We start from the raw sequence: 14,929 nt of genomic DNA, 5'->3' as shown, positions 1-14,929 counted from the left end.
TGCAGAGGGGTGAAATCTGCCCTCAGAATGGAGATAGGTCATGAAAACGGCCGGAACGGCCTTCATCACAGGATGATGGGTGCCGTTCCGGCCATGCGAGGGGACCGGATGGGTTGCCGCTCAGTACAGGGTCTGCTCGGTGCGGGCGATGATCTCGTCCTGCAGGGCCTTGTCCAGGTTGTTGAAGTAGTCGGAGTAGCCGGCCACGCGGACGATGAGGTCCTTGTACTGCTCCGGGTGCTTCTGCGCGTCGATCAGCGTGGCGCGGTCGATCACGTTGAACTGGATGTGGTGGCCGTCCATGGCGAAGTAGCTGCGGATCAGGGCGCTCATGCCGAGGATGCCCTTCTTGCCGGCCACGACCTGCGGCGTGAACTTCTGGTTGAGCAGCGCGCCACCGGTCTTGAGCTGGTCCATCTTCGCGGCGGAACGGATCACGGCGGTCGGGCCGTTGATGTCCGCGCCCTTCTCCGGGGCGATGCCGTCGGGCAGGGCGATGTGCTCGTGGCGGCCGTTCGGGGAGGCGAGCATCGTCTGGCCGAAGTACACGTGGCAGGTGGTCGGCAGGAACTCCACGATGGTCTTGGATCCCTTCGGGGTCGGGCGGCCCGCCACGATCTTCTGCAGCGAACCGGAGACCTCGCGCAGCACGTCGTCGGCGTAGTCGTCGTCGTTGCCGTACTTCGGAGTGTGGTTGAACACCTGGTCGAACATGTCGTCGTAGCCCTTGAAGTCGGCCTCGCAGGCGGCGAGCACCTCGTCCATGGAGAAGCGCTTGTCTTCGAAGACCTGCTTCTTGAACACGGTGAGCGAGTCGGTGACGGTGCCCATGCCCACGCACTGGATGTAGCTCGTGTTGTAGCGGGCACCGCCGCAGTTGTAGTCCTTGGCCTTGGCGATGCAGTCGTCGGTGATCACCGAGAGCAGCGGCACGGGCAGGGTGTCCATGAACAGGCGCTCGATGAGGTTGTTGCCGGCCACCTTGATGTCGGTGACGTACTTGAGCTCCTTCTCGAACGCGGCGTACAGCTCGTCGAAGCTCTTGAAATCACGCGGATCGCCGCAGTCGATGCCGATCTTCTTGTTCGTGTAGTGGTCGTAGCCGCGGTACATCACCAGCTCCAGCACCTTCGGCACGTTCAGGTAGCCGGTGAGCACGTAGGCTTCCTTGCCGGCGGTGCCGGTCTCCACGCAGCCGGAGGCGATGCCGGCCTCGCGGGCGTCGTCCAGCGACTTGCCCATGTTCAGCAGCTCCTGGATGATGGCGTCGGAGTTGTAGAACGCCGGCTGGCCCCAGCCCTTGCGGCTGATCTTCACGGCCTCGTGCAGGAAGTGCTCCGGGGTCTTGCGGCTGATCTGCACGTTCGAGCTCGGCTGCAGCAGCTTCATCTCGTCCATGACCTCAAGGATCAGGTAGCTCACGTCGCTCACGCCGCAGGTGCCGTCCGGACGCAGCGCGCCGGTGTTGAAGTTGCAGAAATCGGTGTAGGTGGCGGACTCCTTCAGCGTGATGCCCACCTTCGGCGGGGCCGGCTGGTTGTTGAACTTCACCCACAGGCACTCCAGGTATTCGCGCGCCTGATCGCGGGTGAGCGTGCCGGCGGCGATCTCCTTGTTGTAGAAGGGCTCAAGGTGCTGGTCGAACTTGCCGGGGGAGTAGGCGTCCCAGTTGTTCATTTCGCTGGTGACGCCGATGTGGGTGAACCAGTACATCTGGATCGCCTCGCGGAATGTGCGCGGCGCATGGGCCGGCACGCGGTCGCACACCTCGGCGAGCTGCTCGAGCTCCTCGCGGCGCACCGGGTCGTCGCACTCGGCGGCCTTTTCGCGGGCCAGGGCGGCGTAGCGCTGACCGAGGATGATCATGCCTTCGCACACCAGATGCATGGCCTGCAGTTCGGCCTGCTTGTGCTCGGCGTCCATGTCGTTGTTGTAGTCGATGGCGGCGAGCTCGTCGTCGATGCGCTTCATGAAGTCCGCGTAGCCGGACTTGTAGATCTTGCCGTCGGCCACGGTGTGGCCCGGTCCGCGCTGGGCCATGAACTCGGTGTACATACCGCCTTCGAACAGCAGATGCCATTCCTCGGGCAGCATCTTCATCATCTTGGTCATGGATGCGCGATCCTGCCAGAACGGGATGATCACGTCGCGCTGGATCTCCTTCTGCTCCTCGGTCACCGAGAAGGAGACGTGCTCGCGGTTGTTCATGTTGTCGAAGTCCTCGAGGCTGTGGCAGCACAGTTCGGGGAAGGTCGGCGCGGACTGCGGGCCGACGCCCTTCTCGCCGACGATCAGCTCATCGTCGCCCAAGTACAGCGTGCGCTTCTCCATCAGCGTCTTGAAGAAGATGCCGCGCAGCACCGGCGTGGGCACCTTGCCCTCGTACTGCTTGTACACCTCGGTTTCGATGAGCGCGCGCTCGAGCGAGATGCTCGGATGCGTGGTCTCGCTCAGCTCGCGCAGCCGCTTGGTGCGCATGGTCGAGCCGCGCTTCTCGTCCCAGTTGATGCCGGTGGTGGTGTCGACCGGCGTGATCGTTGCAGTGGTCATGATGTGATTCCTCTTGATGGTTGTGGGTTGTGGATATTGGATTGTGGGTTATGGAGTGAAGAATATGGTCGGGGAGTGTGGTCTGTTGCCTTGGCGTATGGCCTGTCACCTCATCCGTCCGACGTAGTCGGACACCTTCCCCTCAAGGGGAAGGCAGAAGAACCCCGTGCAGGATTTCGCCGTAAAGCAAACGGCAGAGCCGTTTGCAGGCGAGCCGGAAATGGACGAAAGCCGACAGGCGAGCCCGTGAATCGGTGAAAGCCGACTGATGAGGTGATCAACGAAGCCTCGTACGAATCCCGACGAAAATGTTCCGCTTCGTGAGCCGCTTCGCGAACAGCCATGTGAGTCGCTTTGCGAGCCGCCACGCGCCCCAATGCGCGTGCGAACGTTATTTGAGAATGGTTTCCGCGCCGCTGCGTGCGCCGGGATGTCCCTGACTGCGCTTGCGGGAATACGCGCAGCCGGTCATCGCCATCAGACCGGGAATGCAGGCGGACGCGGAGATCGGCGAATCGGCCACGATTTCGATGCCAACCATGTGATTGCTCATCATGCCATTGCTGGTCATGCAATCGTTCATCGCCATGCCTCCCTCCGTCTTGGTATCGGATACCGCTTGTGGTATCGGGGCTATCGTAACGCCGTTGTGTTATGCGTGTCGTGGTCGGCGTAACAGGACCGCAACACGGGCGATGCGGACGCGATGCGGGCATCGGATCCACGGCCGATTATCGCACGGCCACTGGTCATCTGGCTACCGGTCATCCGGCTACCGGTCACCCAATCCGGTCATCCGGCCGCTGGTCATCCGCCGATGGTCACGTTGTCGTAGAACTTCTCGATCTCGCTTTTGACGCGCTGCATCTCGTCGTCCTCGGGGACCTCGAAGTAGATGGCCTTGCGGCCGAGCTTGGCGTACTTGTCCATGCCGTACTTGTGGTAGGGCAGGATGTCCACCTGTTCGACGGGGATGTTGTTGGTGCGCAGCCACAGCATCGTCCGCTCGATCATGTCGGTGCTGGTGTTGATGCCGGGCAGCATGATGAGTCGCAGGAAGATGCGGGCGTTGTTCGCGGCGAGCACCTGCAGGTTCTTGAGCACCAGATGGTTAGATCCGCCGGTGTACTTGCGGTGCAGGTCGTCGTCGATGAACTTCAGGTCGTACAGGAAGAAGTCGGCGTATTCGCAGATCTGCTCGACGGTCCGGGTGGCGGCCACGCCGCAGGTGTCGATGCCGATGCTGACCTCCTGCTCGTCGAGCCGCCGGGCGAGCTCGAGGATGTAGTCGCGGTCCATGGCCAGCACCTCGCCGCCGGAGAGCGTGACGCCGCCGCCGGACTGGTCGTAGATCATGTGGTCCTTGAGTACGTCGGTCATCAGCTCGTCGATGGTGTACTGCTTGCCGACGAGCTCCTTCTTCCCGTCGTTCTGGGTCATGATCTCCGGCTCGAACAACTGGCTTTCTGGATTGTGGCACCACTGGCAGCGCAGCGGGCATCCCTTGAAGAAGATGGTGGTGCGAATGCCCGGCCCGTCATGCGTGGAGAAATGCTGGATGTTGAACACGTACGGTGTCCGTGACGGCATGGGATCCCCCTTTCCGATTCGGTTTCCACCAACCATAGGCACGCCGTGTGTTAACGACATGTCATCGGTCGGCGGCGGGAAACACATCGGAAACCGCACCGGAGACGGAAATCACGCCGCCGACGGAAACCGCACGGGCACACGGGCACACGGCACACGGCCAGATGATCGCGGGTCGGGCCGTCCGTCAGCGGGCGTGCTGCGGCACCAGACCCCAGAACAGGTCGACGATCCGCGCCTCGTAGGTGTCGCTCAGCTCCTGATTCGCCCGCGCGATGTCGTCGGCGTCGGGCTCGTGATCGAAGTCGTAGGTCACGCCCTTGCGAGGCTCGTACCGGAACGGACTGTCGGCGAGGATCTCGTTGGTCTTCTCGATGAATTCGTCGGCGATGGCCTGGCAATCGTGGCGGGCGGAGGGATTGTCCTCGGGCAGCCGGTCCTTGCGGGTGTCGAGCACGACCGCGACGATGCGGGCGAACGAATCGTTGAGGATCTCGGGGTCGTGGATGGTCCAGAAATCGGCTTCGGACAGAATGACGGAACGCATGGCCGGTCCTTTCGGGTGATCGGGTGTCTGATGATCGGGGCGATGCGATGGGATCGCGGTGATCGTCGCGGACCGCCGCAACCGCGGATGATCGCATCGCGGATGAACACATGGTAGATCGACGTCACCTGATTTCGGGCGGGATGACCACGAACGGACGGAAACCAGACGGACGGGACAGACGGACGGAACCGAACGGAAGATGAGGACGATACCGATACCGAGGACGATTACCGAGGACGATGCAAGCGGGAAGCAGACGGATAAAAGGCGGGGACGGAGGTACGCCATTGTCCGCCCGTCTCCGGTTCATACGATAGCGGAAATTCCCGGGTCCGGTAAGCCGATCGCCGTGTCGATCGCCATCATCTGACGGACTTTTCGCCAAAGGCTAATCCTTTTCGCGTCGCCGATTCATTGTCGTCCGTCACGCCCGGCTGATGAGGTGACGGACGGTTTTCGATGAACGAACAGTGACCGAATGGTGAACGGACGATGATCGGATGACGGCCGATTGAAGGCGGTCTCCGATCGACAAGAGGCCGCCGCAAAACCGATCAGGGCTGGGATCGGCGGACGAATCCCGTCGCGCCGCCGGCGTACGGCTATGCTGGAGGCCATGACCGTGATTACGAGAAACGTCGAGCGGCGGGACCTGCCGCTGGTGTCGATTCCCATCTGCTTCCCCGCCATGGTACCGATGTTCGCCTCCCGGCTCGACGCCTTCGACGGCTTGGCCCGCGTGGTCATGTACGACGATCTCGAATCCGACGAAACCGTCCTCGCCGAACGCATGGAGGACGCCACGGTGGTGATCTCCACCGGCATCCACTTTTCGCATGATTTGCTCGAGCGCGTGTCGCGCACGGTCCGGTGTGTCACGTTCGGCGGAACCGGCGTGGCCAGCTTCGTGGACCTCGCCCAGGCGTCCCGGCTCGGCATCAGCGTCTGCAACGCCGTGCATTACGGCGACAACGCCGTGGCCGAACACGCCATCGCCCTGATGTTCGAGCTCACCCACCGGGTCGGCACGCTCAACGCCCGGATGCGGCCCACGGCATGGCCCATCAGCGACATCGAGGAGCTCACCCACCGCACGCTCGGCCTCGTCGGCTTCGGCGGCATCGGCAGGCGGGTGGCCCAGCTGGCCCGGGGACTGGGCATGCCGGTGACGGTATGGTCCCGCCACCCCGACCGGGCCGCGCTCGCCGAACTGGGGGCCTCGGCCGCGCCGAGCATGGACGACGTGTTCGCCCGCGCCGACGTGGTCAGCCTGCATCTGGCACTCAACGAGGCCACCGAAGGCATGATCGGCGACCGTCAGCTCGACCTGCTGAGGCCGGGATCGATGCTGATCAACACGGCCCGGGCCGAGCTGATCGCCCCCGGGGCTCTGGAGCGCCGACTCTCCCGCGGCGACGTGACCGCCGGCGTGGACGTGTTCGCGCCCGAACCGCTGCCGCCCGACGCGCCGCTGCGCTCGCTGGACAACGTGGTGATGACCCCGCATGTGGCGTGGAAGTCCCCCGAGGCGTTCGAAGGCATCGTCGAGCAGAACGTGCGGGCCGCGGTGGCCTTCCTGCACGGCGAGTCGTACAACGTCGTGGTCTGACTGCCTGACCGATGACCTGACCGCCTGACCGATAGTCTGACTGACTGGTGGTCTGACCGGTACCGTCTGATTTCTTTTCCGTTTCCCGATCCATTTTCCGGAGGCCGTATGCGTACGTTGCTCAATCCCGCCGACCGGCCGGCGCATGATTCGCTGGTCGAAAAGAAGTCCGAGTTCATCGGCGACGCCTGCCACATCGAATCCGGCGCCGAGGCGCTGGCCTTCGTGCAGTCCATCCACGACCAGCATCCCAAGGCCCGGCATGTGGCCTATGCCGCGGTGTGGGGCGGCTCCGACGGGCAGCTGGGGGAGCGGATGAGCGATGACGGCGAACCCTCCGGCACGGCGGGCAAGCCGATCCTCGACGTGCTGCGGCAGAGCGAGCTCACCGACTGCGTGGTGGCGGTGACCCGGTATTTCGGCGGCATCCTGCTCGGTTCCGGCGGACTGATCCGCGCGTATTCCAGCGCCGCCTCGCTGGCGGTGAAGGCCGCCGAGGGAGCCAGCATCGTGCCCTGCCGGTGCATGGCCGCCACCTTCGACTACGCGCAGCTGACCATGATGCGCCAGCTGGTCGCCGCGGCGAACGGCACGATGGACGACGAGCAGTTCACCGACCGCGTGAGCGCCCGGTTCTCGGTGCCCGAACAGGCCGCGGACGATTTCGCCCGTCGCGTGGTCGAGACGTTCAACGCCACGGTGAGCGTGGAGACCGTCGGCAGCATGAACCGTCCGGTCCCCGACGCGGCCTGAGCGATCGACTAAGCTATGGCGCATGAGCGAATCCGCAGCACCTGAATCCCAGCCGACGCCGATGGCCGAAACGTCCCAGCCCGAACAGACCCCGGCCGAGCAGACCCCGACTGATCAGTCTCAGTCCGATCAGCCCATGACTGATCAGACTCCGGCAGACCAGTCCCAGTCCGAGCAGACCGCGACTCCGGCGGCACCCGACGAGGCCCACGAGACCCTGACCGCCTCGTACGAGCGTCTTCGCCATTCCGTGGATCCCGAAGAGCTCGGGGAGTTCGCCCGTCGACCGCTGCCGGATCCCTCCGACGCGGCCGCGTTCTCCCGCGCCACCGCACTGCTGGAGGCCGTGGCGGGCAATCTGCATACCGCGGTGGCCGACCGACTGTATCTGGCCGAGCACATGCCGTTCCCGAATATTCTCGTCAAGCTCAGCGTCGATCCCGAGATGGCCGTGCGCAAGGCCGTGGCGCAGAACACCGACGACAAGAACTGGCTGGTGGGCCGGCTCACCAAGGACGACGAGCTGGAGGTGCGCTCCGCCGCGCTGGTCAATCCGCGCACCTCGTGGAAGATGCGCATGGAGGGGGCACAGGACGAGCGCAACGACCCCGAGACCCTGGACTACCTCTCCCGGTTCGGCGTCAGCGAGGACCAGCCCGGTCCGGCGGTGCTCACTGCCATGATCCGCCGGGCCGTGGCGCTGAATCCGAGCGCCTCGGAGGAGACGATCGAACGACTGTCTCAGGATGCGGATATTCAGGTGCGGCATGCCGTGGAGAAGCGCAGGGCGTCCGCCGCGTGACGGCGAACGAGGACGATCCGTCGTGCCGACGATGCGTGGTCCGGCACGACACGCCTGATTTCGTGAGATTTCCGGTGATTCCGTGCGCGCCCGTGTGAGGCCGTCAAGATGACGTGCGGGTTTGGTGCGGATTGCCGGCAGGTAAACATCGGATTGGGAATTGAGGCTTCCAACGCAACTTTGGGTATGTCCACCGGTGCGTCGGCATGTTTCAGAGTTAAGCTGAAACCATGGAAAAGCGAGAAGAATCCGAGGAACGCCTTTCCCGCCCGCTGATTGCGCTGGCGAAGGCCAAAGGTGTTGCCACTAGCTATATCGGCCAGCAAGGAGAGTACATCGAGATCGATGACGATGTCCTGATCGATGTGCTGGCCAGTCTGGGCGTTGACGCCTCCAATGAAGAATCCGTCGAAGCCGAGTTGCGCAAGGATGCGCGGAACCGTTTCGAACGTCTGATTCCCCCCACCATTCTGCATATCGCCGGTCAGGAAAGCCGCGTGAAGGTGAACCACGGGGTGTTCGACATTCCCAAGGCCACGCTTGAGCTGGAGGACGGCAGCCGTTACGCCGGCGAACTGCCCGGTGTGGCGGGTGACGGCGCGATGGCCCAGCCGATCGACGACCGGTTCATCGTCAACTCCGCCATCGTGATTCCCGCCGACGTGCCGCTGGGGTACCACACCCTGCATGTGACGGTGAACGGCCGCACCGAATCGGCCACGCTGATCAGCGCCCCGGCGAAGGTGGAGCTGCTCGACCCGATGAAGCACGGGCACCTGTGGGGATGGATGGCCCAGTTCTATTCGGTGCGCTCATCGAAGTCCTGGGGCATCGGCGACTTCGGCGATCTGAAGACCATGCTGTGCGAGTCCAAGGAAAAGACCGGATCGGACTTCGTGCTGATCAACCCGGTGCACGCGGCCGAGCCCTGCACCCCGCTCACCCCGTCGCCGTATCTGCCGATCTCCCGCCGGTTCGTGAACTTCACGTACATCGCCCCGGAGCAGATCGCCGAATACGAGCGGCTCTCCGACGAGGACAAGGCGCAGGTCCGCAAGCTGCACGACTCCGTCAAGGCGCTGAACGACAACGCCGAGCAGCTCGACCGCAATGCGATGTGGGATGCGAAGATGCCCGCGCTGTGGACGATCTTCAAGGCCGGCCGCAGCGAGAAGCGCCAGCGCGAGTTCGACGAGTACAAGAAGCAGGCCGGGCCCGATCTGGAAGGCTACGCCACCTGGTGCCTGGCCTACGACAAGTGGGGTGCGCCGACCACCGCGGCGGATTCCTGGGTGAAGCGGTTCGGCCGCGAATCCGATGAGGTCAGGCAGCTGCGCGAGCAGTACCCCGACACTCTCGACTTCTACCGCTGGCTCGAATGGATCGCCGACGAGCAGCTGGACGAGGCACAGAAGGCCGCGCGCGAGGCCGGCATGCAGATCGGTCTGATGGCCGACATGGCCGTGGGCGTGCATCCGCTGGGCTCCGACGTGTGGTGGAATCCCGAGCGATTCGCCTACGGCGCCACGGTGGGCGCTCCGCCGGACTTCTACAACCAGCAGGGTCAGGACTGGAGCCAGCCTCCGCTGAACCCGAACTATCTGGCCGCCACCGGCTACAAGGCGTATAGGGACATCGTCCACGGCATGTTCGCCCACGCGGGCGGCGTGCGCATCGACCACGCCATCGGTCTGTTCCGCCTGTGGTGGATCCCGAAGGGCCGCGGCGCGAAGAACGGCGCCTACGTGTACTACGATTCCGCGGTGATGATGGGCATTCTGGCGCTGGAGGCCAAGCGTGCGCACGGCGTGGTCGTGGGCGAGGACCTCGGCGTGGTGCCGGACTACATGTCCGAATCGCTGGCCGCCCACGGTCTGCTCGGCTGCGCGATCGAATGGTTCGAGCAGCGCGACGGCAAGTTCCGCAAGCCGCAGGACTGGCGTCCGCTCACGCTGGCCTCGGTCACCACGCACGACATTCCGCCCACCGCCGGATATCTCAACTACGTGCATGTGAAGCTGCGCCACGAGCTCAACCTGCTTACCGGCAGCTACGAGGAGTTCCTCGCCGATGCCCAGCGCGAGCACAACGCCCTGCTGTCCATGCTGGCCGACGGCGGATGGATCAAGCGCGGATGGCTGAACAACGAGGCCGAGCACGAGCAGGACCTCATCGAAGGCATGCATCGCGCGCTGTGCGCCTCGCCGTCGAAGCTGCTGTGCGCCACGATCACCGATGGCGTGGGCGAACGCCGTACGCAGAACCAGCCCGGCACCGATAACGAATACCCGAACTGGCGCATTCCGCTGGCCGACGGGGAAGGCCACGCCGTGTCGCTGGACGGCCTGTTCGACAACCCGCGGCTGCGGTCGCTGGCCGCCGTCATGCGCGGCGAGAAGTGAGCCGGGCCGGCACGGCAACGGCTGGGAAGACGAAGTCGAAGTCCGGATCGGCGCCGGCGTCGCGCTACGAACGCGGGGCACGCAGCTATGTGATGTCCCGCATTCGCGGCAAGGACACCTCCATCGAGGTGATGGTCCGGCGGTATCTGTTCGCCCGCGGACTGCGGTTCCGCAAGAACGACCGGCGGTATCCGGGCCATCCCGACGTGGTGCTGCCCAAATGGCATACCGTGGTGTTCGTCAACGGATGCTTCTGGCATATGCATGAGGGCTGCTCGAAGCATACGATGCCGAAATCCAACGTGGAGTTCTGGACGGCGAAGCTGACGCGCAATCGGGAACGCGATGCGCGGCAGCACCGGCAGCTGGCCGAGATGGGCTGGCGGGTGATCGTCGTCTGGGAATGCGAGCTGGGCAAACGGACCCGTGAGGCCCGGCTGGAACGACTGTATGGGCAGATCGTCGCCGATTCCGGACGCCGGGAGGATCGGACGTCGTGATCGGACGCCGTGATCAGACATCAGACTGATCGGGAGTCGGCTGATCAGGCGTCGGGCTGATCGGGCCGGGGGAGCGGGACCGGGGATCGTGGCCGAGGATGGGGACGGGAATCGCCGGAAAATCATCGGCGTGTCGCATTGACTTGTTGGTTTTGACGTCACGGCAAAACGCGGTATGCTAGTGGATTGTTGTGTTTCCCTAGAGGGGTCCTTAAAAGCGCTGTCCCACTCGCCATTAGGACTTTCAGGGAGCCCACGGATAATGAGGCAGCAAGGGCCTAACCAACCCGGAGTTGCCCGGAACACAATAGTAAAGAAAAGGTATATCGTGAAAACTTTCTCACCGAAGCCTAACGATCTGAGCCACGAGTGGTACGTCATCGACGCCTCCGACGTGGTGCTTGGCCGTCTCGCCACCGTCACTGCGAACCTGCTGCGCGGCAAGAACAAGCCGACGTTCGCTCCGCACGCTGATGGCGGCAACTTCGTCGTCATCGTGAATGCCGACAAGATCGCCATTTCCGGCAACAAGCTCGACAAGAACCTCTACCAGCACTCCGGTTTCCCGGGTGGTCTGCGCGCCGCTTCCTACGGCGAGCTGCTGGAGAAGGATCCGGCTCGCATCATCCGTTCCGCCGTGAAGGGCATGATGCCGAAGAACCGTCTGTCCAAGGTGCAGCTCACCCGCCTGCGTATCTTCACCGGCACTGAGCACCCGCACACCCCGCAGAAGCCCGTTCCCTACGAGATCACCCAGGTCTCTCAGCAGGCTAAGTAATAGGACCGAAAGGAGAAAAGGCAATGGCTGAAAACATCGAAAACTCCGCGGTCCAGGAGACCGAAGAGGAGCTCACCCAGTACACCTCCGAGACCAACGCCGGCGCTGGCACCGGTACTTCCACGATCGCTCCGGGCTACGGCACCGGCCGTCGTAAGGAAGCCGTCGCTCGCGTGCGTCTGGTTCCGGGCACCGGCAAGTGGACCATCAACGGTCGCACCCTCGAGGAGTTCTTCCCGGGCAAGATCCAGCAGCGTGAGGTCAACTCCCCGATCGTTCTGCTGAAGCTCGAAGGCAAGTTCGACGTCATCGTTCTGGTTGACGGCGGCGGCACCACCGGTCAGGCCGGTGCCATCCGTCTCGGCGTGGCTCGCGCCCTGAACGCCATCGATCGTGACGCCAACCGCGCCGCCCTGAAGAAGGCTGGCTTCCTGACTCGTGACGCCCGTGCGGTGGAGCGCAAGAAGGCCGGTCTGCACAAGGCTCGTCGCGCCCCGCAGTACTCCAAGCGTTAAGCTCGGTCGCTGCATCCGGCGTATCTGCGAAAGCCCCTTCGTCTCCTTGGTGGGACGAAGGGGCTTTCCCTATTTCCGGGCGATTACGTCCGGCTACCGCTGCTGCTTGAACAGGTTGATGCTCAGCTCCGAGATCAGCCACGGATCGTTGTGCCGTCGTGCGGCGGCCTCGTTCGCCGCGGCGACGTCGGCGTCATCGGTCTGCTGATCCGCCGATGCGGCGTTCATGGCCGAACGCTGCGTCTGGATCTGCTGGGCATTCGCACCTGATCCGCTGCCTGATCTGCTGGCCGTGTCGTCGACGTTCCACGCCGACTTGAGTCGATCGTTGCGGTGGATCCACCGACGGTGCCGAGTGAACGGATCGTCATTCGGCCCGGTCGGCCCCTCCGATCCGTCCGGTGCGGATCCGGCGTTCGCGGCCCGGGCCTTGGCCGTCAGACGGTCCATGAACGCCAGATCCTCGTCGGTGAATCCCTGCGAGGCGACGTCGAATTCATGCGCTTCGGCGGCCACGTCGGCCTTCACCTCATCGAGGTCGTTCACGTCGTCGAACCGGACCGGCCCCTCGTCGTCCAACGAGGCGGAACTCCACAACATCTTCCACGACGTGTCGTCCGGTAGCACGAACGCCTTGTCGTCGTCGGTGCCGTTGACCACGATCATCACGTCCTCGTCCACGTTGGACAGCAGACGCATGGCAAACGCCCTGACCGACTTGTCGAACCAGTCGTGCTCCGCGGGGGCGGATCCGTCCGGCAGAATCCACTGCACGCGGCTCGACGGCTTCATCAGGCCCAGCATCGACAGCAGCGTGAAGAAATCCTCGTGATGATACAGGTCGATCGACTTGCGCATCGCGATCAGATCGGTCACCGTCTCCAACCGCCTCATCTCGGGCGTTTTCTCCTTGGCGTACAGCCAATCCCAGTTCAGCCAGTTGATGTCGTTGTCCTGACAGTAGGCGTTGTTGTTGCCGCCCTGAGTGTTGCGGAACTCGTCGCCGGCGAGGATCATCGGCGTGCCCAGACTCATCAGCAGCGTGCCGAACAGGTTCAGCGCCGCGCGTTCGCGGTTGCGCTCGATCAGCTCGTCGTCGCTCGGTCCCTCCACGCCGAAGTTCACCGAATGGTTCATGTCCGTGCCGTCGCGGTTCTCCTCGCCGTTGGCCTCGTTGTGCTTGTGGCTGTATCGGGTCAGGTCGGTCATCGTGAAGCCGTCATGGCAGGAGACGAAGTTGATGGAGCTGACCGCGCCGCGTCCCGGGTCCGTGGCGTACAGGTCGGCCGATCCGCACAGTCGGGTGGCCATCTCCTGCAGGCCCACCTCGTTGCCGCGGCCGTGGTGCTGGCTGTCCACGTCGGTGAGCCAGAATTTGCGGGCGGTGTCGCGGAACCGGTCGTTCCACTCGGCGAACGGGATGCCGAACTGACCGGTGCGCCACCCGCCCTCGCCCAGATCCCACGGCTCCATGATCAGCTTGAGATTGCCGAGCATCAGATCGCTGCGCAGGGCGTACAGGAACGGATGATGCTTGCTGAACGTGCCCTCCAGACGGGCCAGCGTGACGCCGAGGTCGAAGCGGAAGCCGTCCACGCCGATGCGCTTGGCCCAGTACCGCAGCGAATCCACGGCGAATTCGATCACGCGGGTGTTGGTGAAGTCGAGGGTGTTGCCGCATCCGGTGGTGTCGATCAGCGTGCCGGGGTTGTCGGACCGGCGTCGGTAGTAGCTCACGGAGTCGAGGCCGCGCCAGCAGACGGTGGGGCCGTCGTTGGCGCCCTCGCAGGTGTGGTTGTACACCACGTCGAGCAGGACCTCGATGCCGCCGGCGTGCAGGGCGCGGACCATGTCGATCACTTCCTGACGCACGGCGGTGGGGCCGAGTTCGCGGGCCCGCTTGGTGGCGTACTGCGGATTGGGGGAGAAGTATCCCAGCGTGGAGTAGCCCCAGTAGTTGGTCTTGCCCCGCTGGGCGATGCCGACCTCGGTCTGCGAGGCGAAGATCGGCAGCAGCTCCACGGTGGTGATGCCGAGGTTCTGCAGGTAGGCGATGGTGGTGGGGTGGGCGAGCCCCGCGTAGGTGCCGCGCAGCTCCTCGGGCATCCACGGCGCGTTCTTGGTGAAGCCCTTGACGTGCAGCTCGTAGATCACGGTCTTGCTCCACGGCACATGGGGGTGCTTCGGATCACCCTCGTGCTTGTGCGTGTCACGGTCGTCGATGACCGTCGACAGCGGGACGTGGCCCAGCGAATCCAGTTCGCTCATCTTGCCGTACGGGTCGCCGATCACCTTGCCGTCCTTGACCGTGCACTGGTAGGAGAACGCCTCGGGGCAGATCTCCATGGTGCCGTCCACGCCCTTGGCATAGGGGTCGAGCAGAATCTTGTAGGGGTTGAACTGCACGCCGCGCTGTGGGTCCCAGGCGCCGGCGGCGCGGTATCCGTAGCGCATGCCGTCCCATGCCCGTGGCAGATGGACGTACCACATGCCGTAGTTGGGCCCCTCCATCTTGAACAGGGTCTCACGGCAGTACTGGTCCTCGATGATGCGCGAGCAGATGGGGTAGATGTCGATCTGCTGGTCGAACGGCATGGAGGATTTCTTCGGCAGACGGGTGGCGGTGGTGTAGAAGGCGCTGGGCTGGTCGATGGGCTCGATGACGGAGAGCCATACCTGATCGGCGGTCTCGGACCATACGACGGCGTCGGCACCGCCGTCGTCGGTGAGGAACAGTCCCGGACGGGTCGCATAACGATGTAATGTTGTTCGCTCCATAACCTCATTATCCTCTTACGGTGTGTCCGGGGCGGGGGATCGCGGTGATTCCGGGCGTTTCCCCGGGTGATTGGCTGGGGATTGTGGGTGATTGGCTGGGTG

The 14,929-nt window shown here is 64.0% G+C and carries 12 protein-coding genes; 7 read left to right on the top strand and 5 right to left on the bottom strand.

The window, feature by feature from the left end; genetic code table 11:
- Positions 1-120 precede the first annotated feature (120 nt).
- The 4 genes from hypD to CSQ87_RS08820 all read right to left on the bottom strand — a co-directional run bounded on the left by hypD (position 121) and on the right by CSQ87_RS08820 (position 4,687).
- Complete coding sequence (gene hypD / locus CSQ87_RS08835) at positions 121-2,550, bottom strand: trans-4-hydroxy-L-proline dehydratase (protein WP_100513513.1); 2,430 nt, start codon at positions 2,548-2,550, stop codon at positions 121-123.
- A gap of 391 nt (positions 2,551-2,941) precedes the next feature.
- The gene (locus CSQ87_RS08830) at positions 2,942-3,139 is read right to left on the bottom strand and encodes a hypothetical protein (protein ID WP_100513512.1); all 198 of its coding nucleotides are present in this window, start codon (positions 3,137-3,139) and stop codon (positions 2,942-2,944) included.
- A 218-nt stretch (positions 3,140-3,357) separates the two neighbouring features.
- A complete protein-coding gene (locus CSQ87_RS08825) occupies positions 3,358-4,140 on the bottom strand; it encodes a glycyl-radical enzyme activating protein (protein ID WP_100513511.1) in 783 nt (260 codons plus the stop codon).
- Positions 4,141-4,327: 187 nt separating this feature from the next.
- Positions 4,328-4,687, bottom strand: coding sequence for a hypothetical protein (locus CSQ87_RS08820; RefSeq protein WP_100513510.1), 360 nt, complete (start codon positions 4,685-4,687; stop codon positions 4,328-4,330).
- Positions 4,688-5,306: 619 nt separating this feature from the next.
- Between CSQ87_RS08820 and CSQ87_RS08815 the strand changes: the two genes are divergently transcribed.
- The 7 genes from CSQ87_RS08815 (at position 5,307) to rpsI (ending at position 12,049) form a co-directional block, all read left to right on the top strand.
- Positions 5,307-6,299 (top strand): NAD(P)-dependent oxidoreductase, encoded by a 993-nt coding sequence (locus CSQ87_RS08815; RefSeq protein WP_165776812.1) that lies wholly within the window; start codon positions 5,307-5,309, stop codon positions 6,297-6,299.
- 108 nt (positions 6,300-6,407) lie between these two features.
- Positions 6,408-7,052, top strand: coding sequence for an IMPACT family protein (locus tag CSQ87_RS08810; RefSeq protein WP_100513508.1), 645 nt, complete (start codon positions 6,408-6,410; stop codon positions 7,050-7,052).
- Positions 7,053-7,113: 61 nt separating this feature from the next.
- Positions 7,114-7,854 (top strand): AbrB family transcriptional regulator, encoded by a 741-nt coding sequence (locus CSQ87_RS08805; RefSeq protein ID WP_423734788.1) that lies wholly within the window; start codon positions 7,114-7,116, stop codon positions 7,852-7,854.
- Positions 7,855-8,084: 230 nt separating this feature from the next.
- Positions 8,085-10,256 (top strand): 4-alpha-glucanotransferase, encoded by a 2,172-nt coding sequence (gene malQ / locus CSQ87_RS08800; protein WP_100513507.1) that lies wholly within the window; start codon positions 8,085-8,087, stop codon positions 10,254-10,256.
- Entirely contained in the window at positions 10,253-10,756 is a 504-nt protein-coding gene (locus CSQ87_RS08795; RefSeq protein WP_279324848.1) for a very short patch repair endonuclease, read from the top strand. Before malQ ends, CSQ87_RS08795 begins: the two co-directional genes overlap by 4 nt.
- A gap of 328 nt (positions 10,757-11,084) precedes the next feature.
- Positions 11,085-11,534: a 50S ribosomal protein L13 gene (gene rplM / locus CSQ87_RS08790; protein ID WP_100513505.1), complete on the top strand. Its 450-nt coding sequence runs from the start codon at positions 11,085-11,087 to the stop codon at positions 11,532-11,534.
- Positions 11,535-11,557: 23 nt separating this feature from the next.
- Positions 11,558-12,049 (top strand): 30S ribosomal protein S9, encoded by a 492-nt coding sequence (gene rpsI / locus CSQ87_RS08785; protein WP_100513504.1) that lies wholly within the window; start codon positions 11,558-11,560, stop codon positions 12,047-12,049.
- A gap of 93 nt (positions 12,050-12,142) precedes the next feature.
- Here rpsI and glgX read toward each other — a convergent pair whose 3' ends face one another.
- Positions 12,143-14,827: a glycogen debranching protein GlgX gene (glgX, locus tag CSQ87_RS08780; protein ID WP_100513503.1), complete on the bottom strand. Its 2,685-nt coding sequence runs from the start codon at positions 14,825-14,827 to the stop codon at positions 12,143-12,145.
- Positions 14,828-14,929: the final 102 nt, after the last annotated feature.

It is taken from the genome of Bifidobacterium simiarum (assembly GCF_002802905.1).
Taxonomy (GTDB): Bacteria; Actinomycetota; Actinomycetes; order Actinomycetales; family Bifidobacteriaceae; genus Galliscardovia; species Galliscardovia simiarum.
The sequence above is the reverse complement of the archived record's forward strand: the minus strand, read 5'-3'. Positions and strand labels throughout refer to the sequence as shown.

Coding starts and splice junctions, on each gene's coding strand:
- malQ (WP_100513507.1), top strand. CDS start 8,085: ATGGAAAAGCGAGAAGAATCCGAGGAACGCCTTTCCCGCCCGCTGATT.
- rpsI (WP_100513504.1), top strand. CDS start 11,558: ATGGCTGAAAACATCGAAAACTCCGCGGTCCAGGAGACCGAAGAGGAG.
- hypD (WP_100513513.1), bottom strand. CDS start 2,550: ATGACCACTGCAACGATCACGCCGGTCGACACCACCACCGGCATCAAC.
- CSQ87_RS08815 (WP_165776812.1), top strand. CDS start 5,307: ATGACCGTGATTACGAGAAACGTCGAGCGGCGGGACCTGCCGCTGGTG.
- CSQ87_RS08825 (WP_100513511.1), bottom strand. CDS start 4,140: ATGCCGTCACGGACACCGTACGTGTTCAACATCCAGCATTTCTCCACG.
- CSQ87_RS08810 (WP_100513508.1), top strand. CDS start 6,408: ATGCGTACGTTGCTCAATCCCGCCGACCGGCCGGCGCATGATTCGCTG.
- CSQ87_RS08820 (WP_100513510.1), bottom strand. CDS start 4,687: ATGCGTTCCGTCATTCTGTCCGAAGCCGATTTCTGGACCATCCACGAC.
- CSQ87_RS08805 (WP_423734788.1), top strand. CDS start 7,114: ATGGCCGAAACGTCCCAGCCCGAACAGACCCCGGCCGAGCAGACCCCG.
- glgX (WP_100513503.1), bottom strand. CDS start 14,827: ATGGAGCGAACAACATTACATCGTTATGCGACCCGTCCGGGACTGTTC.
- CSQ87_RS08830 (WP_100513512.1), bottom strand. CDS start 3,139: ATGGCGATGAACGATTGCATGACCAGCAATGGCATGATGAGCAATCAC.